The following is a 17,558-nucleotide window of genomic DNA, read 5'->3' as shown; positions in this document are numbered from 1 at the left end:
GACGGCCGGGTCCGCCGGGCCGACGACGACGACGCCCGCCGCCTCCCGGACCGCGTCCAGCGTGAGCTCCAGCAGGGTGCGCCCGGCTCGCCGCAGACCGGCCTTGGGCCGGCCGCCCAGGCGGGCGGAGCGGCCGCCCGCCAGGACCACGGCGTGGAAGACCGGGGCCGGTCCCGGGGCGCTCACGCGCTCATCCGCCGGAGAAGGGCGGCAGGACGTCGAGCACCGCCCCGGACGGGACCGGGGTGTCGGGATCGGGGCAGGCCACGCCGTCGAGCAGGAAGCTGGACCGGGCCAGCACCTGCGCCAGCGGAGGCTGTCCCGGTGGCGGCTCGGGGTGGGCCCGGGCCAGCAGGTTCTCCACGTCCCGGCGCGTGCAGGGCCGGTCGTCGGGGACCTCCAGGGTCTCGGCGTCGGTGCCGGCCGCAGCGCGGGCGGCGGCGAAGTAGCGGATCAGCATCCCTGCTCAGCCTCCGATCGCGCTCATCGAGCGCTCCGGCTGGACGTAGTCGGGGGAGTCCAGGCCTACGTGGTCCATGCCGTGGGCGGCCGGTTTCGCCCACATCGCCGCCCGCCAGCGCTCGGCCAGCTGGGCGTCGGTGGCACCGGCCCGCAGCAGCGGCAGCAGCTCGACCTCCTCGTGGGAGAACAGGCAGGACCGGATCCTGCCCTCGGCGGTGATCCGGGTCCGCTTGCAGTCGGCGCAGAATGGCTCCGTCACGGAGGCGATGACGCCCACCGTGCCCAGCGGCGGGTCCTGGGCGCCGGGGCGCAGGGCGGAGGCCGCGGCGGGGGGCGCCGCGGACGTCGCGTCCGAGGTCGCGCCGGAGTCCACGGGGGCGGCGCTGGCCGTGCGGGGGTGGACGTCCCAGAGCTCGGCCGGGGCGCCCTCGCGCGGGCCCGGGTGCGGGGTCAGCCGGTACCGCTCACCGAGCCGGTGGCGGATCTGGTCGGCGGTGACCATGTCCGCCCGGGTCCAGCCGTGGTCGGCGTCCAGGGGCATCTGCTCGATGAACCGCAGGGCGAAGCCGCGCGCCAGCGCCCACGCGAGTAGCTCCGGGGCCTCGTGGTCGTTGACCCCGCGCATCAGCACCGCGTTGATCTTCACCGGGGTCAGCCCGGCGGCGGCCGCCGCCTCCGCCCCGGCCAGCACGTCGGCGAGCCGGTCCCGGCGGGCCAGGGCGCGGAAGGTCGCCGCGTCCAGGGAGTCCAGGGAGATGTTGATCCGGCTCAGCCCGGCCTCGGCCAGGCCCTGGGCGCGGGCGGCCAGACCGATGCCGTTGGTGGTGAGCGAGACCGGCAGGTCCGGGTGGGTAGCACGGATCCCGGCCACGATCTCCTCGAGGTCGGCCCGCACCAGGGGCTCCCCGCCGGTCAGGCGCAGCTCGGTGACCCCGAGCTCGGTCACCCCGACGTGGACGATGCGGGTGATCTCGGCGGGGGTCATCAGCTGGGCGGCGGGCAGCCAGGGCAGGCCTCCGGCGGGCATGCAGTAGGTGCAGCGCAGATTGCACTTGTCGATCACCGACAGGCGCAGGTCGGTGGCGCGGCGGCCGTGGCGGTCCATCAGCCCGGCCCCGGCCGGGGCGCCGCTGGGGCCCGGACCGGTGTCGCGCAGCCGCGGCAGTCCCAGGGAAACGCTCATGTCACCGCCTCGGTGGTCGTCCCCGGCCCGCACGGTGCTCGGCGTGCCGGGATGGTCCGCCCAGTGTAATCAGTCCCCAGCATGCCGAGAACGCCCCGGGCGCCGTACGGCGTCACGCCGGCTCCGGCGGGGCCTGCTCGTCCAGCCGCGCGAGAGCATCCGTCCACCGGGCCTCCTGCTCGGCGGGCGACTGCTCCCACCACGGCGTGCCGCGCTCACCGAGGCCCAGCTTGGCGATCCCCACCCGGTCCCGCACGGCCCGCAGCTCCTCCTCCGTGCCGTCCCGCCGCACCGTGCGGACGGCCGCCCGGGCCCGGCCCAGGTGGGACGTCAGCCGGGCCGCGACGTCCTCGGGCAGCCCGGGATCCTGGCGGCGCCACCGCCGGCCATCCACCACGATCCACCGACCGTCCGGCGTGTGCTCCACATCCCGTTGCGTCATGGCCCCGATCCTGCCAGGACGGGCGCGCCCCGGCACCTACGCTGGAGGAATGAGCAGGCACGCGCAGCACCCGGTCCGCAGCGTCGACGAGCACCGCCGCGCGGTCACGGAGGCCCTGCGGGGTCTCCGCGTCCGGACGGAGACCGTGCCGCTGGCGGCCGCGGCGGGCCGGGTCCTGGCCGAGGACCTCGTGGCGCCCCTGAGCCTGCAGCCCTTCGACAACTCCCAGATGGACGGTTTCGCGATCCGTGCCGCCGACAGCCGGACGGCGCCCGGGGAGGACGGGCGCACCCCGTTCGTCGTCGTCGCCCCCGTGCCCGCCGGCCACGTCCCCGGCCCGCTCGGTCCCGGGGAGGCGGCCCCCGTCATGACCGGCGCGCCCCTGCCGTCCGGCGCGGACGCCGTGGTGCCCGTCGAGGAGTCGCTGCCGGGGGGCTTCCCGGCACCCGGGACGCACCTCCGGCTCCCGGCGGGCCAGCCGGCCGGGAGGTTCGTCCGCCGGGCGGGCGAGGACGTCGTCGCCGGGGACACGGCGCTGGTCGCGGGGCAGCGGCTCACCCCCGCCCGGATCGGGCTCGCGGCCGCGCTGGGGTGCGCGGAGCTGACCGTGCGCGCCCGCCCCCGGGCCGTGCTCTACACGACGGGCGACGAGGTCGTGGCGCCCGGCGCCGCGCGCGGCCCGGCCCAGATCTTCGACGCGAACGCGGCGATCCTGCGCGCCCAGCTCGCGGAGGCGGGCGTGGAGGTGGTCGGCGCCCACCTGCTCTCCGACGACGCCGGCGCCTTCGCGGCACGCCTGGCGGAGGACACCGCGCGGAGGCCCGACTTCTTCGTCTCCTCCGGCGGGGTCAGCGAGGGCGCCTACGAGGTCGTCCGGCAGGTGCTCGCGCCCCACGGCGAGTTCGTGCACGTCGCGATGCAGCCCGGGGGGCCGCAGGGCCTCGCGGCACCGGGCGGCGTTCCCTTCGTCTGCCTGCCCGGCAACCCCGTCAGCACCCTCGTGTCCTTCGAGATGTTCCTCCGCCCCGCCCTGACCGGGACCGTGGGCGCCCCGGCGCCGCGGGCCCGCCGCACGGGGCCCCTCGCGGAGGCCGTCCGGCCGCTGCCCGGGCGGACCCAGGTGCGCCGCGCCGTCTGGGACGGCGCCACGGTGCGGATGGCGGGCGGGCCCGGCTCCCACCTGCTGGCCGCCGCGGCCCGGGCCAACGCCCTCGCGCTCGTGCCGGCGGGCGGGGCCGAGCTGCCGGCGGGGACCCCGGTGGAGCTGCTGCTGCTCGACTGACCCGGTGCGCGCCCGGCCCGCGGGACCGCAGGGCCGCACCACCGCAGGACCCCACCACCGCCGGGGCGGCTCCGGCCGGGCCCGGGGCGCCGCGGCGGTGTCCCCGCCGCTCGCTAGACTGGTCCGCGCCCCCGCCCGGACGATCGCACAGAACAGGTCCCCATGACGTCCCTGCTCGCCCCGCTGCTCCTCGCCGCCACCGCCGTGATCCAGGCGCTCGGCCGCTACGAGTACCACCAGAACGGCATCACCGTGGTGGGCCAGATGCTCTTCCCGATCTTCTTCGCCGTCCTGGCGCTCTTCCTCGCCCGCCGCGGCGAGCGGGGCGCCTTCGGCACCGCGCACCTCGGGCTGCTCGTGCTCGGCGGCATCCTGTTCGTGCTCACCCTGGTGGGCTGGAACGGCACCGTCCCCCAGCTCTACCCCTCCGTGGGAATCTACTACGCGGCGTTCGCGCTGCTGGCGGTCCAGGCCGCGCTGCGCATCGCGGGGACCCCCCGGCGGCGGCGCGAGGACGCGCCGTCCGAGGGACCCTCCCCGCGGGGCTGAGCCGCTACGGGGTGTTCGCGGTCCCGCCGACGCGCTCGAGCACCAGTCCCGCCAGCTCCTCGGCACGGGTCTCCGGCAGCCAGTGGCCGGCGTCCAGCTCCACGAACCGGTAGGGCCCCCGCACGTGCTCGGCCGTGAGCTCCGCGGCCCGCCGGCCCAGGGCGGGGTCCCGGGCGCCCCACGCGTACGTGGTCGGCACGTCCACCGGTCCGGTGCGCAGCCGGGACAGCGGCAGGGCGCGGTACCAGTTCAGGGCGCCGGTGAGCGCGCCGGGCTCCCGCATCCGGGCCGCGTAGCGGGCGGCCTCCGCCGCGGGCAGGCCGGAGCGGAGCAGGAGCTGCTCGAGGCGCGGACCGAGCAGCGCCTCCGGGAGCCGGGGCAGCTGGAAGGCCCCGACGTAGGCCGAGCGCAGCGCCTGCGGCGAGCGGGTCAGGGAGCGGGCGAGCGCCCGGGGGTGCGGGACCGAGGCCACCGTCAGGGACGCCGTCCGCTCCGGCCGGTGGGCCGCGAGGGTCCACGCCACGATCCCGCCCCAGTCGTGGCCGACGACGTGGGCGCGCTCCAGCCCGGCGGCGTCCAGCAGCGCCACGGCGTCCTGGACGAGCAGCTCGAGCCGGTAGGCGCGGCGACCCCGGGGCCTGGCGCCGGGGGAGTAGCCGCGCTGATCGGGCACCAGCGTGCGCAGGCCGGCGCGCCGCAGCACGGGCGCGACCCCGGACCAGCTCGTGCCGTCCTGGGGGAAGCCGTGCAGCAACAGGACGGGCTCCCCGTCCGGGGGCCCGTCGTCGCGCACGTCGAGGCGCACGCCGGGGCGGAGGTCACCGGGAGGGCGGAGGGTCGGTCGGTCCATCCGGCCAGGCTAGTCCCGGCCGGCGCCCGTCCGCGCGAGAGCCGGGGCTCGGTCATCCCCTTTCCGCCGAGAAAAACAAGGGTGCCGAAATTCTTGACGGAAAATGAATTCTGAAATTGATGTGTCATGAATTCTTTTCCACCGAATTGCCGTTCATTGGTCCACAAGAAAATCCTAATTCAGAATGCCGAATTCGATAGATTGGCACCATGGTTGCCAGCTCCGTTCCGCCGGGCACCGATGGCCCCGCGTCCCACGCCCTGCTCAAGCTCGGGAAGTTCTTCACCCGCTGGGAGGAGTCCCCGGACGGCCGCGCGGTCTACCGCGAGGGCGGGCGGGCCGGTGACGCGTTCTACCGGAACCGGTGGAGCCACGACAAGGTGGTCCGCTCCACGCACGGGGTGAACTGCACGGGCTCGTGCTCCTGGAAGGTCTACGTCAAGGACGGGATCATCACCTGGGAGGCGCAGGAGACCGACTACCCCTCGGTGGGTCCGGACCGCCCGGAGTACGAGCCGCGCGGCTGTCCCCGCGGCGCCGCCTTCTCCTGGTACACCTACTCGCCCACCCGGGTCCGCTACCCGTACGTCCGCGGGGTGCTGCTGGAGATGTACCGCGCGGCCAAGGAACAGGTGGGCGGGGACCCCGTGCTGGCGTGGCAGGCGGTGGTCGGCGACCCGGAGAAGCGCCGGGCCTTCCAGCAGGCCCGCGGCAAGGGCGGCCTGGTGCGCTCGAGCTGGCAGGAGGCCCTCGAGATGACCGCCGCCGCCCACGTGCACACCGTGAAGACCTACGGCCCCGACCGGTGCACCGGCTTCTCCCCGATCCCCGCGATGTCCATGGTCTCCCACGCCGCGGGGGCCCGGTTCATCAACCTCATCGGCGGTGTGATGAACAGCTTCTACGACTGGTACGCGGACCTGCCCGTGGCCAGCCCCCAGGTCTTCGGAGACCAGACCGACGTCCCGGAGTCCGGCGACTGGTGGGACGCCACCTACCTCATGATGTGGGGCTCGAACGTCCCGGTCACGCGCACCCCGGACGCGCACTGGATGGTGGAGGCCCGCTACCGCGGCACGAAGGTCGTCTCGGTCAGCCCCGACTACGCGGACAACACGAAGTTCGCCGACGAGTGGCTGCCGGCCCAGGCCGGCACGGACGCCGCGCTCGCCATGGCGATGGGCCACGTGATCCTGCGGGAGAACTTCGTGGAGCGGCGGGTGCCGTTCTTCGAGGACTACGTCCTGCAGTACACCGACCTGCCCATGCTCGTCACCCTCGACGAGCGCGAGGACGGCACCGTGGTGCCCGGCAAGTTCGTCACCGCCGCGGACCTGGGCGGGGGCGAGGCGACGGCCTCCGACGCGGCGTTCAAGACCGTGCTGATCGACCGCGACGCCGGCACGCCCGTGGTCCCGAACGGGTCCATGGGCTTCCGCTACAACGAGCAGGACGAGGGGAAGTGGAACCTCGACCTGCAGGGCGTGCGCCCGGCGCTCTCGCTCGCGGACGCCTCCTCCTACGAGGGCTCGGTGAGCGCGGTGCACCTGCCCGCCTTCACCGACGCCACGGGGGAGGGCTCGGTGCTGCGCCGCGGCGTGCCCGTCACCGAGGTCGCCGGACGGACGGTCACCACGGTCTTCGACCTCATGCTCGCCCAGTACGGCGTGGGCCGCGAGGGCCTGCCGGGGGACTGGGCGGCCGGGCTCGACGACGTCGCGACCCCCTACACCCCGGCGTGGCAGGAGGAGATCACCTCGGTCCCGGCCCGGGCCGTGATCCGCACCGCCCGCGAGTTCGCGGCCAACGCGGAGAAGTCCGGCGGCCGGTCGATGATCATCCTGGGGGCCGGCATCTGCCAGTGGTACCACGGGGACGTCACCTACCGGGCGATCCTCGCGATGCTCATGCTGTGCGGGTGCCAGGGCCGCAACGGCGGCGGGTGGGCGCACTACGTGGGCCAGGAGAAGGCCCGCCCCATCACGGGCTGGGCCGCGATGGCCGCGGCCACCGACTGGACCCGCCCGCCGCGCTTCATGATCGGCACCGCGTTCTGGTACATGCACACCGACCAGTGGCGCTCCGACGGCTACTCGTCCGACTCCCTCCAGTCGCCCCTGGCGGAGGGCCACCTGAAGGGCATGCACACCGCGGACGTGGTCGCGAAGTCCACCCGGATGGGCTGGATGCCGTTCTACCCGCAGTTCGACCGCAACTCCCTCGACGTCGCGGACCTCGCCGTCGAGGGCGTGGCCCGGGGGGAGGCCCCCGACGAGGCCCGGTGGGTCGCGGACCGGCTGAAGTCGGGGCAGCTGCGCTTCGCCGTCGAGGACGTCGACGCCCCCGAGAACTGGGCCCGCACCCTGGTGCTGTGGCGCTCCAACCTGCTGGGGTCCTCCGCGAAGGGCGAGGAGTACTTCCTCCGGCACCTCCTCGGCACGCACCACAACGTCATGGGGCAGGACCACTCCGCGTCCCGGCCGCGGGACGTCACCTGGCACGAGCAGGCGCCCGAGGGCAAGCTCGACCTGCTGGTCTCCGCGGACTTCCGGATGACGAGCTCCACCCTGCTCTCCGACGTCGTCCTCCCCGCCGCCACCTGGTACGAGAAGCACGACCTGTCCTCCACGGACATGCACCCGTACGTGCACGCGTTCACCCCGGCGATCGACCCGCCGTGGGAGGCCAAGACCGACTACGAGCTGTTCCGGCTGCTCGCCGAGGAGTTCTCCCGCCAGGCGCGGACCCACCTGGGGGTGCGCAAGGACCTGGTGGCCACCGCGCTCACCCACGACACCCCGGGGGAGATCGCCCAGCCCGGCGGGCACGCGCCCGACTGGAAGCACACCGACCTGCCGGCCGTGCCCGGGAAGAACCTGCCCAACCTCGCGGTCGTGGAGCGGGACTACACCGCGATCGGGGAGAAGTTCTCGGCGGTGGGGCCCCTGGCCGAGCGGCTGGGCTTCACCACGAAGCACATCACCTACGACGTCTCCCACCAGGTGGACCAGCTGGCGCGCCTGCACGGGGTCTTCGACTCCGGGGCCGCGGCGGGCCGCCCGGCCGTGGACACCGACGCGCGGATGGCGGAGGCGATCCTGCTCTTCTCCGGGACCACCAACGGGGAGCTGGCCGTGCAGGGCTTCGAGACCCTCGAGAAGCGCACCGGGGTGGAGCTCGCGGACCTCGCCCGCGGCTCCGAGGAGAAGCGGATCAGCTTCGCCGACACCCAGGCCGCCCCGGTCCCGGTGATCACGTCCCCGGAGTGGTCCGGCTCCGAGACCGGGGGGCGGCGCTACGCCCCGTTCACCGTCAACATCGAACGGCTCAAGCCCTTCCACACCCTCACCGGGCGGATGCACTTCTTCCTGGACCACGACTGGATGAAGGACATGGGCGAGACCCTGCCGATCTACCGGCCGCCCCTGGACATGCACCGGCTCTTCGGGGAGCCCCAGCTCGGGGAGCGCGGCGAGCTGTCCATCGCCGTGCGGTACCTGACGCCGCACAACAAGTGGTCGATCCACTCGGAGTACCAGGACAACCTGTTCATGCTCTCCCTGTCCCGCGGGGGCACCACGGTGTGGATGAGCCCCCAGGACGCCGCACTGATCGAGGTCTCCGACAACGAGTGGGTCGAGTGCGTCAACACCAACGGCGTCTACGTGGGCCGGGCCATCGTGAGCCACCGCATGCCCGCCGGCGTCGTCTACGTCCACCACGCCCAGGAGCGCACCATCGACGTGCCGAAGTCCGAGGCGACCGGCCGCCGCGGCGGGATCCACAACTCGGTCACGCGCATCCTCGTCAAACCCACCCACATGATCGGCGGCTACGCGCAGCTGTCCTGGGCCTTCAACTACCTCGGGCCCACCGGCAACCAGCGCGACATCGTCTCCGTGGTCCGCAAGCGCTCCCAGGAGGTCCAGTACTGATGCGAGTCATGGCCCAGGTCGCCATGGTGATGGCCCTCGACAAGTGCATCGGGTGCCACACCTGTTCGGTGACGTGCAAGCAGGCGTGGACGAACCGCGCCGGCACGGAGTACGTGTGGTTCAACAACGTGGAGACCCGTCCCGGGCAGGGCTATCCCCGCCGGTACGAGGACCAGGAGAAGTGGAAGGGCGGCTGGGAGCTCAACCGCCGCGGCAACCTCAAGCTGAAGTCGGGCGGGCGCTGGGCGAAGCTCGCGGGCCTGTTCGCCAGCCCCGTCCAGCCGGAGCTCGACGACTACTACGAGCCGTGGACCTACGACTACGAGACCCTCACCAACGCCCCCGCCGGCACCGACTTCCCCGTCGCCCGCCCCAAGTCCCTGATCACGGGGAAGGACACCAAGATCGAGTGGTCCGCCAACTGGGACGACAACCTCGGCGGCGTCACCGAGGCCGGCCACCTGGACCCGATCGTGGAGAAGGTGCGCCGCGAGTCCGAGGACAGGATCAAGTTCGAGTTCGAGCAGACGTTCGCGTTCTACCTCCCGCGCATCTGCGAGCACTGCCTGAACCCGTCCTGCATGGCCTCCTGTCCCTCCGGCGCGATCTACAAGCGCACCGAGGACGGGATCGTGCTGGTGGACCAGGACCGCTGCCGCGGCTGGCGGCAGTGCGTCACCGGCTGCCCGTACAAGAAGATCTACTACAACCACAAGTCCGGCAAGGCCGAGAAGTGCACGTTCTGCTATCCCCGGATCGAGGTGGGCATCCCCACGGTCTGCGCGGAGACGTGCGTCGGCCGGCTGCGCTACATCGGCATCTTCCTGTACGACGCGGACCGGGTCACCGAGGCCGCCGCGACCCCGGACGAGCGGGACCTCTACGAGGCCCAGCTGGACCTGATGCTCGACCCGCACGACCCGGGGGTGGTCGCCTCGGCCCGCGCCGAGGGCGTCCCGGAGGACTGGCTCGACGCCGCGCGCCGGTCCCCCGTCTACACCCTGGCCAAGGAGCTGCGGGTGGCGCTGCCGCTGCACCCGGAGTACCGGACGATGCCGATGGTCTGGTACGTCCCGCCGCTGTCCCCGGTGGTGGACCTGCTCAAGGACCAGGGGCACGACGGCGAGGACGCGGGCAACCTGTTCGGCGCCATCGACTCGCTGCGCATCCCGGTGGAGTACCTCGCCGAGCTGTTCACGGCCGGGGACACGCAGATCGTCACGGACGTGCTGCGCAAGCTCGCGGCCATGCGCTCCTACATGCGGGACATCGCCCTCGGGGACGCCCCGGACGAGTCGATCGCCGAGGGCGTCGGGATGACCGGCTCCGAGATCCAGAAGATGTACCGGCTCATGGCCATCGCCAAGTACGACGAGCGCTACGTCATCCCCTCCGCCCATCTGGAGGACGCCCACAACCTCGAGGAGATCGGCTGCTCCCTCGACGTGGACGGAGGGCCCGGGATGGGCCAGACCGGCGTCTTCGGCGAGGCCTCCGGGCGCCCCACGCCCGTGGCCGTGGAGAACTTCAACGCCCTGCGGGCGCGACAGACCGGCGAGTCCGCCACCTCGGAGCAGCAGATGGCCGGGCGCGTGAACCTGCTCAACTGGGACGGCCGAGGGGCGCCCGCGGGGCTGTTCCCGCCGCGCTCCGAGGACGGGGACCGGCCGTGAGCCTGCTGGAGAGGCTGCTGGGCAAGGCCGGCAGGGGAACTCTCGACCCCGGGCGCTGCACGGACCGGCACCCGCGGCGCAGCGCGGTGGCCCGGCAGGCCGCCGCCGTGCTGCTCGGCTATCCCGACCACGAGCTCCTGGTCATGCTGCCCGTCCTGCGGGAAGCCCTCGAGGAGGTGGGCGCGCCCGTGCCCGAGGACCTCCTCGACTGGCTGCGCGCCCGCCCGCTCGAACAGGTGCAGGCCGACTACGTCCAGGAGTTCGACCTCTCCCGGCGGCACAGCCTGCACCTGACCTACTGGACCGACGGGGACACCCGGCGGCGGGGCGAGGCGCTCGCCGCCTTCAAGGAGGTCTACCGCTCCCACGGCGCGCAGCTGGACGGGGCCGAGCTGCCGGACTACCTGCCGCTCGTGCTCGAGTTCGCCGCGAAGGTCTCCCCTGAGGACGGCTACGAGCTGCTCCAGCGCTACCGGCCGTCCCTCGAGCTGCTGCGGCTGGCGCTGCGCGACGACGGCCTGCCGTACCACGGCGTCGTCGCCCTCGTGTGCTCCACCCTGCCCGGGGTCTCCCCGGAGGACCGGGACGCCGCCCTGCGGATGGCCGGCTACGGTCCGCCCACGGAGTCCGTGGGCCTCGACCCGTACGACCCCCGGCTGCTGCCCGTCACCGAAAGGAACAGCGCATGACCGCCACCGCCGCGAGCCTGCTCGCGCCCGGGACCTCCCTCCCCCTCGAGGCGGCGGCCCCGGCCGCCGCCTCCGTGGGGGTCGGCGACATCCTGCTCTGGGGCGTGCTGCCCTACGTCGTGCTGGCGGTCGTGATCGGCGGCACCGTCTGGCGGTACCGGTACGACCAGTTCGGGTGGACCACCCGGTCCTCGCAGCTCTACGAGTCCCGCATCCTGCGCATCGCCTCCCCGCTGTTCCACTTCGGCATCCTCGCCGTGCTCGCGGGCCACGTCATGGGTCTGATCATCCCGAAGACCTGGACCGAGGCCGTGGGGGTCACCGAGGGGATGTACCACTTCCTGGCCCTGAGCATCGGGCTCGTGGCCGGCGTGGGCACGCTGCTCGGGATCATCATGCTCATCTGGCGCCGGCGCACCACCGGACCCGTGTTCATGGCGACCACCAAGAACGACAAGTTCATGTACGTCATGCTCGTGGCCGCGCTGCTCACGGGGCTGGGCACCACCCTCATCTCGGTGTTCGACCACTCCGTGCCCGACTACCGCCAGACGGTCTCCCCGTGGTTCCGCTCGATCTGGATCCTGCAGCCGGACGTCGCCGCGATGACGGCCGCCGGGATCTCCTTCAAGGTGCACGCCCTGTGGGCCATGGGGCTCTTCGCCGTCTGGCCGTTCACCCGCCTGGTGCACGCGTTCACCGCCCCCGTGCACTACCTGTTCCGGCCGTACATCGTCTACCGCTCCCGGGACCACCGGTCCACCGGGTCCGTGCCGGTGCGCCGCGGCTGGGACCCCGTCGGGACCCAGGACCGGGACAGGAGCGCCCACCGCAACCGCGCCGGCACCCGCCGCTGACCAGCCCCATCTGCGAGGACCGCCATGTCATCTTCGTCGTCGTCCGCCGCCTCCCCGGGCACCGCGGCCCCGGACCTGCGCTCCGGCCAGCTGCGGAACCTGCTCCTCGCCACGCTGGCGTCCACCGCGGGCTTCTGGGCCTGGACCATCGTGGGCCCGCTGTCCAGGCGCTACGCGGAGCAGATGGAGCTCAGCTCCTCGCAGACCGCGCTGCTCGTGGCGATGCCGATCTTCGTCGGCTCCATCGCCCGGGTGCCCGTCGGCGCCCTGACGGACCGCTTCGGCGGGCGGGTGATGTTCACGGCGATCCTCGCCCTGACCGCCCCGCTGGTGCTGCTCACCGCCCTCGTGGGCCAGCTGGGCAGCTTCGGGCTCCTGCTGGTCGTCGCGTTCTTCCTCGGCATCGCCGGCACGGTCTTCGCCATCGGCATCCCGTTCTGCTCCGCGTGGTACGAGTCCCACCGCAAGGGCTTCGCCACCGGCGTGTTCGGCGCGGGCATGGCCGGCACCGCGGTCTCCGCGTTCGTCACCCCGCGCCTGGTCGCGGGCATCGGGTACCTGGGCGCCCACGCGGTCATCGCCGCGATCGTCGCGGCCATGGCCGTGGTCTGCTGGCTCGGGCTGCGCGAGTCCCCGGTCCGCGCCGGCGCCGTGCCGCAGCCGGTGCTGCCCCGGATCAGGCACGCCTTCACCCTGCGGGTGACCTGGCAGCTGTGCTTCCTCTACGGCGTGGTCTTCGGCGCGTTCGTGGCGTTCTCCAACTACCTGCCCACCTACCTGAACACCGTCTACGGCTTCGACGCCACCGCGGCCGGGACCCGCACCGCCGGCTTCGCCCTCGCCGCGGTGGTCGCCCGCCCGGTCGGCGGGATCCTCGCCGACCGCCTCGGCCCGAAGATCGTCACGATCACCTCGCTCGTCGGCACGGCGGTCCTCGCGATGGTCGTGGCGCTGCAGCCGATCCAGGAGGTGGCCTACGGCGCCACGTTCCTGGCCATGGCGGTGTTCCTCGGCCTGGGCACCGGCGGCGTGTTCGGGTGGGTGGGACGCGCCGCCCCGGCGAAGGACGTGGGCACGATCGGCGGCATCATCGCGGCCGCCGGCGGCCTGGGCGGCTACTTCCCGCCGCTCGTGATGGGCGCCACCTACGACGCCGAGAACAACAGCTACTTCGTGGGGCTGACCCTGCTGGCCGTGTTCGCGGTGGCCGCCCTGGTGCTCACCTTCACCGTGCGCAACGGGGGCAAGGACGACGAGCGGGCCCGGACCTGACCGCCGTCCGGGCGCCGGACGCGCGGCCCGGACCGCGGCCGGCGGTCAGCTCGGGAGCGGGGCGGCCCGGCGGAGGAGCACGTCCCGGCGCAGGCTCACTCGTCGGGGGAGCGCCGCACCCCCGACAGCGGGGTGCGCCACACCCCCGGGTCCGCGACCGGGAACCGGCGGCCGGTCACGAGGGACGGCACGACCCGGACGAAGATGCCCTTGCGCCCCGCCTGCCACGGGAACAGCGGGAGGTCGAGGGTGTCCGTGAGCTCCTGGACCTGCTGGATGCGCTCGGCGCGGCCCTTGACCACCACGCTCCACGCCTTCCCGGCGGGCTCGTCGTACCCGTCGATCTCCACCGCCACGGGGACGTCGGTGAGGGCCCCGGCGACCTTCGTCCCCTCGGCCGAGCGGAAGACGAGGGTCCCGTGGTCCACCACGAAGTTGATCGGGAAGATGTCCGGGTGGTCCTCCACCCACACGGCGAGGCGGCCGACGCCCGCGTCCCGGAGCAGGTCCCAGCAGCTGTTGACCGCCAGCTCCTCCACGTGGTTGCCGTGCGTGTCCGTCATCGTGTCCTCCGTCGTCGTCGTCCGGCCCTCGGGCCGTGTCCTGGTCCTGCCCCGGTCGTTCTCCCGGGGCCTGCACGGCCGGTCACTCGAAGTCGGCGAGCCAGAGGTCCGGGCCGAACACCTCGTACTGGATGTCCCGGGGCGGGACTCCGCGGGAGACGAGCGCGCTGCGCACGGCCTGCATGAAGGGGAGCGGCCCGCACAGGTAGTACTGCGCGTCGTGCGGCAGCTCCACGGCGCGCAGGTCCATGAACCCCTCGTACTCGTTCTCGGCGCGCTCGCCGGCCCCCCGTGGCTGCTCGAACCAGGCCTTCAGGGAGCCGTCCTCCAGGGCGGCGAGGTCCTCCTCGATCTGCCCCCGCAGCGCGAACGTCTCCGGGGAGGCGTCCGCGTGCAGGAACTGCACGGTGCGCTGGGAGCCGTCCTTCACCAGGTGCGAGAGCATGCCCGCCATCGGCGTGACGCCGATGCCCGCGCTGGCCAGCACCAGCGGCCGGTCCGAGTACTCCAGGACCACGTCGCCGGAGGGCACCGAGAGCACCACCTCGTCCCCCACCTGCACCGTCTCGTGCAGGAGGGTGGACATCTCGCCGGCCGGCGTGCCGTTGCCACGCACCCGCTTCACCGCGAAGCGCCGGTGCTGTCCGTCGTCGGCGCGGGTCAGGCTGTACTGCCGGGGCTGCAGCACCCCGTCGGGCATCTCCATCCTGAGGGTCACGTACTGGCCGGGCAGGGACCGCTTCACCTCCCGCTCGTCGACGCGCTCCACCACGAAGGTCGTGACGTCCTCGGTCTCCGGGATCTTCTCGACCACCCGCCAGGTCCGCCAGACGGTCTCGGGGGAGAGCCGGACCGCCTCGTAGAGGCCGCGCTCCTGGTTGATGAGCACGTTGGCCATCAGCCAGTAGACCTCGTCCCAGGCCGCGGCGACCTCCGGGGTCACGGCGTCGCCCAGGACGTCCACGATGGCCCACATGAGGTTGTCGTGCACGATCTGGTACTGGTCCGGGTGCAGCCCCAGGGACACGTGCTTGTGCGCGATGCGGGACAGCAGGTGGTCCGGGAGCTCGGTCGGCTTGTTCACCAGGTAGCCGGCGAAGGCGGCCACGGACCCGGCCAGCGCCTGCTGCTGCCGGCCGTCCGCCTGGTTGCCGCGGTTGAACAGCCCGTCCAGCAGCTCGGGGTGCTCGCCGAACATGTGCGCGTAGAAACGCCGGGCGATCTCCTGGATGTTCTCCCCGACCACGGGCAGCGTGGCCTTGACGACGGGGTACGAGGTGTCTGACAGCACGGTGGCTCCTTCCGAGTGCCGGCGGCGTCGACGGCGCTCTGGTCGCGTTCCGTCAAGCTAGCACCGCGCCCCGGCACGGGACCAGACATGACGCGGCGGTGCGCGGCGCGGGGGTGGGCCAGAATGGGAGGGACGCACCATCCGGGAGAGCCGAAGGGGACCGAACCGACATGACCGAGCAGCAGCAGAGCCTCACGCACGTCCGGGCGGACGGGTCCGCGCACATGGTGGACGTCTCCGACAAGGCCGTGACCACCCGCGAGGCCACCGCGACAGCCACGCTGCGCACCCGCCCCGACGTCGTCGAGCAGGTCTTCGCCGCGGACCTCCCCAAGGGGGACGCCCTGCCGGTGGCCCGGGTGGCCGGCATCATGGCGGCCAAGCGGACCCCGGAGCTCGTCCCGCTGTGCCACCCGCTGCCGATCAGCAAGGTGACCGTGGACTTCGAGCGGCTGGCGGACGGCGTGCGGATCACCGCGACGGTGCGCACGCGCGGGGTGACCGGCGTGGAGATGGAGGCGCTGACCGCGGCCTCGGTGGCCGCCCTGACCCTCTACGACATGATCAAGGCCGTGGACAAGCTGGCCGAGATCGACCGGGTCAGGGTGCTCGCGAAGTCCGGCGGCAAGTCCGGGGACTGGGCGCGGACCGACGGGGACGCCGCATGAGGAGCGCCGCCGTCATCGTCGCCTCCACCCGCGCCGCCGCCGGGGTCTACCAGGACCGGAGCGGGCGGATCGCCGCCGACTGGTTCGGCTCCCACGGCTTCGAGGTCGAAGGTCCGTTCGTGGTGGCCGACGGCGAGGACGTGCGCGCCGAGCTGGAGCGGCTGCTCGTGACCCGGGCCCCCGCGGACCGCCCCCGGGTGGTCGTCACCAGCGGCGGGACCGGCCTCGGCCCGGACGACCTCACCCCCGAGATGACCCGGCCCTTCCTCGACCGCGAGCTGCCCGGCATCATGGAGGCACTGTGGGCGGAGGGCCGGAGGACCACCCCCCTGGCGGTGCTCAGCCGCGGGCACGCCGGGGTCAGCGGCGCCACCTTCGTGGTCAACCTCCCCGGCTCCACCGGCGGGGTCTGGGACGGGCTGAAGGTCCTCGAGCCGATCCTCGACCACGTCTGCGACCAGCTCGAGGGCCACCGCGACCGCGGGCACGACGGCCCCCGCCACGACCCCCGACCGCACGAGGAGACCGACCGATGAGCACACCCGGACCGATCCAGGCGGAGACCGCCGTGGTCGGCGCCTTCGTCACCGAGGAGCCCCTGGACCACGCCCGGGCCGTCGAGGCCGTGCAGGACGAGCGCACCGGCGCCGTGGTCTCCTTCAGCGGTGTCATCCGCGACCACGACGGCGGCCGCCCCGTCACCAGCCTCGACTACACCTGCCACCCCGGCGCGGACCGGGCCGTCCAGGACGTGGCCCGCCGGGTCGCCGAGGAGTTCCCCGGGGTGCGGATCTGGGCCGCCCACCGGGTCGGCCACCTGCGCGTGGGGGACTCCGCCCTGGAGGCCGCGGTGGCCGCCGCCCACCGCAAGCTCGCCTTCGCCGCCTGCGACGCGCTCGTGGACCGGATCAAGACCGAGGTGCCCATCTGGAAGGAGCAGCGGTTCGCGGACGGCTCCACCGAGTGGGTCGGACTGGACGCCTGAGCGCCGTGGACCTCTCCCCGCTCGTCGAGCCGGCCGCGGAGCTCACCGACGCCGAGCTGCGCCGCTACGCCCGCCACCTGACCGTCCCCGAGATCGGCGAGGAGGGCCAGCGGCGGCTCAAGAACGCCCGGGTGCTGTGCGTGGGCGCGGGCGGCCTCGGCTCCCCGGCCCTGCTCTACCTCGCCGCCGCGGGCGTCGGGACCCTCGGTGTCGTCGACGACGACGACGTGGACGCCTCCAACCTGCAGCGCCAGGTGATCCACGGCGAGGGGACCCTCGGGGCGCCCAAGACCGCCTCGGCCGCCGCGCGGATCGCCGACCTCAACCCGCTGGTGCGCGTCGTGGAGCACCGCGAGCGGCTCACCGCGGAGAGTGCGGAGGAGGTCCTCGCCGGGTACGACCTCGTCCTGGACGGCACGGACAACTTCGAGACCCGCTACCTCGTCTCCGACGCGTGCGAGCTGGCCGGTGTCCCGCACGTGTGGGGCTCGATCCTGCGCTTCGACGGCCAGTACTCGGTGTTCTGGGGCGCGCACGGGCCCACCTACCGCGACCTCTACCCCGTGCCCCCGGCGCCGGGCACGGTGCCCAGCTGCGCCGAGGCCGGGGTGCTCGGCGTGCTGCCGGGGCTGCTGGGCACCGCCATGGCGGTCGAGGCCGTCAAGCTGGTCACCGGGATCGGCACCACGATGCTCGGCCGGGTCGCCACCTACGACGCCCTCTCGGCGCGCTGGTGGGAGATCCCGCTGGTGCCCACGCCGGGCCGCGCGCCCGTGACCACCCTGGCGTCGGCCGGCGACAGCGCCCCCGCCTGCCCGGCGCCCGGCCCGCAGCCGGGAGGCGTCCCCACCGTGACG

General features: G+C 73.5%; 18 protein-coding genes. 11 read left to right on the top strand and 7 right to left on the bottom strand.

Translation table 11 applies throughout. The annotated features are described in order from the left end of the window. The 4 genes from CRM73_RS13575 to CRM73_RS13560 form a co-directional block, all read right to left on the bottom strand. The coding region (locus tag CRM73_RS13575) for an NTP transferase domain-containing protein (RefSeq protein ID WP_229588090.1) at positions 1-186 on the bottom strand (186 nt) is incomplete at its 3' end. Positions 187-190: 4 nt separating this feature from the next. Further along, positions 191-460: a MoaD/ThiS family protein gene (locus CRM73_RS13570; RefSeq protein WP_017834396.1), complete on the bottom strand. Its 270-nt coding sequence runs from the start codon at positions 458-460 to the stop codon at positions 191-193. A 6-nt stretch (positions 461-466) separates the two neighbouring features. Further along, complete coding sequence (locus CRM73_RS13565; protein ID WP_229588088.1) at positions 467-1,645, bottom strand: GTP 3',8-cyclase MoaA; 1,179 nt, start codon at positions 1,643-1,645, stop codon at positions 467-469. Between the two features lie 112 nt (positions 1,646-1,757). Further along, positions 1,758-2,087 carry a hypothetical protein gene (locus tag CRM73_RS13560; protein ID WP_035925846.1) on the bottom strand — a complete coding sequence of 110 codons (330 nt, stop codon included), beginning with the start codon at positions 2,085-2,087 and terminating at the stop codon, positions 1,758-1,760. Between the two features lie 49 nt (positions 2,088-2,136). Between CRM73_RS13560 and glp the strand changes: the two genes are divergently transcribed. Both glp and CRM73_RS13550 read left to right on the top strand, forming a co-directional pair. Next, positions 2,137-3,369 (top strand): gephyrin-like molybdotransferase Glp, encoded by a 1,233-nt coding sequence (gene glp, locus CRM73_RS13555; RefSeq protein ID WP_229588086.1) that lies wholly within the window; start codon positions 2,137-2,139, stop codon positions 3,367-3,369. A 162-nt stretch (positions 3,370-3,531) separates the two neighbouring features. Further along, complete coding sequence (locus CRM73_RS13550) at positions 3,532-3,918, top strand: hypothetical protein (RefSeq protein ID WP_017834534.1); 387 nt, start codon at positions 3,532-3,534, stop codon at positions 3,916-3,918. Between the two features lie 4 nt (positions 3,919-3,922). Here CRM73_RS13550 and CRM73_RS13545 read toward each other — a convergent pair whose 3' ends face one another. Then, positions 3,923-4,768: an alpha/beta fold hydrolase gene (locus CRM73_RS13545; protein ID WP_229588084.1), complete on the bottom strand. Its 846-nt coding sequence runs from the start codon at positions 4,766-4,768 to the stop codon at positions 3,923-3,925. 209 nt (positions 4,769-4,977) lie between these two features. Here CRM73_RS13545 and CRM73_RS13540 point away from each other — a divergent pair, with 209 nt between their 5' ends. From CRM73_RS13540 to CRM73_RS13520, 5 genes are read left to right on the top strand one after another with little or no spacing between them, the layout of a single operon-like run. Continuing rightward, on the top strand, positions 4,978-8,703 hold the full coding sequence (locus CRM73_RS13540) for a nitrate reductase subunit alpha (RefSeq protein ID WP_229588082.1): 3,726 nt from the start codon (positions 4,978-4,980) through the stop codon (positions 8,701-8,703). After that, positions 8,703-10,376: a nitrate reductase subunit beta gene (gene narH / locus CRM73_RS13535; protein WP_229588080.1), complete on the top strand. Its 1,674-nt coding sequence runs from the start codon at positions 8,703-8,705 to the stop codon at positions 10,374-10,376. Before CRM73_RS13540 ends, narH begins: the two co-directional genes overlap by 1 nt. Next, positions 10,373-11,065, top strand: coding sequence for a nitrate reductase molybdenum cofactor assembly chaperone (gene narJ / locus CRM73_RS13530; protein ID WP_017832128.1), 693 nt, complete (start codon positions 10,373-10,375; stop codon positions 11,063-11,065). Before narH ends, narJ begins: the two co-directional genes overlap by 4 nt. Further along, positions 11,062-11,922, top strand: coding sequence for a respiratory nitrate reductase subunit gamma (narI, locus tag CRM73_RS13525; RefSeq protein ID WP_017832127.1), 861 nt, complete (start codon positions 11,062-11,064; stop codon positions 11,920-11,922). Before narJ ends, narI begins: the two co-directional genes overlap by 4 nt. 24 nt (positions 11,923-11,946) lie before the next feature. Continuing rightward, entirely contained in the window at positions 11,947-13,194 is a 1,248-nt protein-coding gene (locus CRM73_RS13520) for an MFS transporter (RefSeq protein ID WP_017832126.1), read from the top strand. Between the two features lie 95 nt (positions 13,195-13,289). Here CRM73_RS13520 and CRM73_RS13515 read toward each other — a convergent pair whose 3' ends face one another. After that, positions 13,290-13,757: a pyridoxamine 5'-phosphate oxidase family protein gene (locus CRM73_RS13515; RefSeq protein ID WP_229588078.1), complete on the bottom strand. Its 468-nt coding sequence runs from the start codon at positions 13,755-13,757 to the stop codon at positions 13,290-13,292. Positions 13,758-13,839: 82 nt separating this feature from the next. Beyond that, on the bottom strand, positions 13,840-15,048 hold the full coding sequence (locus CRM73_RS13510; protein ID WP_229588076.1) for a globin domain-containing protein: 1,209 nt from the start codon (positions 15,046-15,048) through the stop codon (positions 13,840-13,842). Between the two features lie 170 nt (positions 15,049-15,218). Between CRM73_RS13510 and moaC the strand changes: the two genes are divergently transcribed. From moaC to moeB, 4 genes are all read left to right on the top strand, one after another. After that, positions 15,219-15,716 carry a cyclic pyranopterin monophosphate synthase MoaC gene (gene moaC / locus CRM73_RS13505; protein WP_017832123.1) on the top strand — a complete coding sequence of 166 codons (498 nt, stop codon included), beginning with the start codon at positions 15,219-15,221 and terminating at the stop codon, positions 15,714-15,716. Next, positions 15,713-16,252 carry a MogA/MoaB family molybdenum cofactor biosynthesis protein gene (locus CRM73_RS13500; protein WP_035925874.1) on the top strand — a complete coding sequence of 180 codons (540 nt, stop codon included), beginning with the start codon at positions 15,713-15,715 and terminating at the stop codon, positions 16,250-16,252. The genes moaC and CRM73_RS13500 overlap by 4 nt, the downstream gene beginning before the upstream one ends. Next, entirely contained in the window at positions 16,249-16,701 is a 453-nt protein-coding gene (locus CRM73_RS13495) for a molybdenum cofactor biosynthesis protein MoaE (protein WP_035925876.1), read from the top strand. The genes CRM73_RS13500 and CRM73_RS13495 overlap by 4 nt, the downstream gene beginning before the upstream one ends. 5 nt (positions 16,702-16,706) lie before the next feature. Beyond that, a partial coding sequence (gene moeB / locus CRM73_RS13490; RefSeq protein ID WP_229588074.1) for a molybdopterin-synthase adenylyltransferase MoeB occupies positions 16,707-17,558 on the top strand: 852 nt, incomplete at its 3' end.

The organism is Kocuria sp. CCUG 69068 (assembly GCF_020833785.1).
Lineage (GTDB): Bacteria > Actinomycetota > Actinomycetes > Actinomycetales > Micrococcaceae > Kocuria > Kocuria rosea.
Note: the sequence above shows the minus strand (reverse complement) of the source record. Positions and strands in the feature narration are given on the sequence as shown.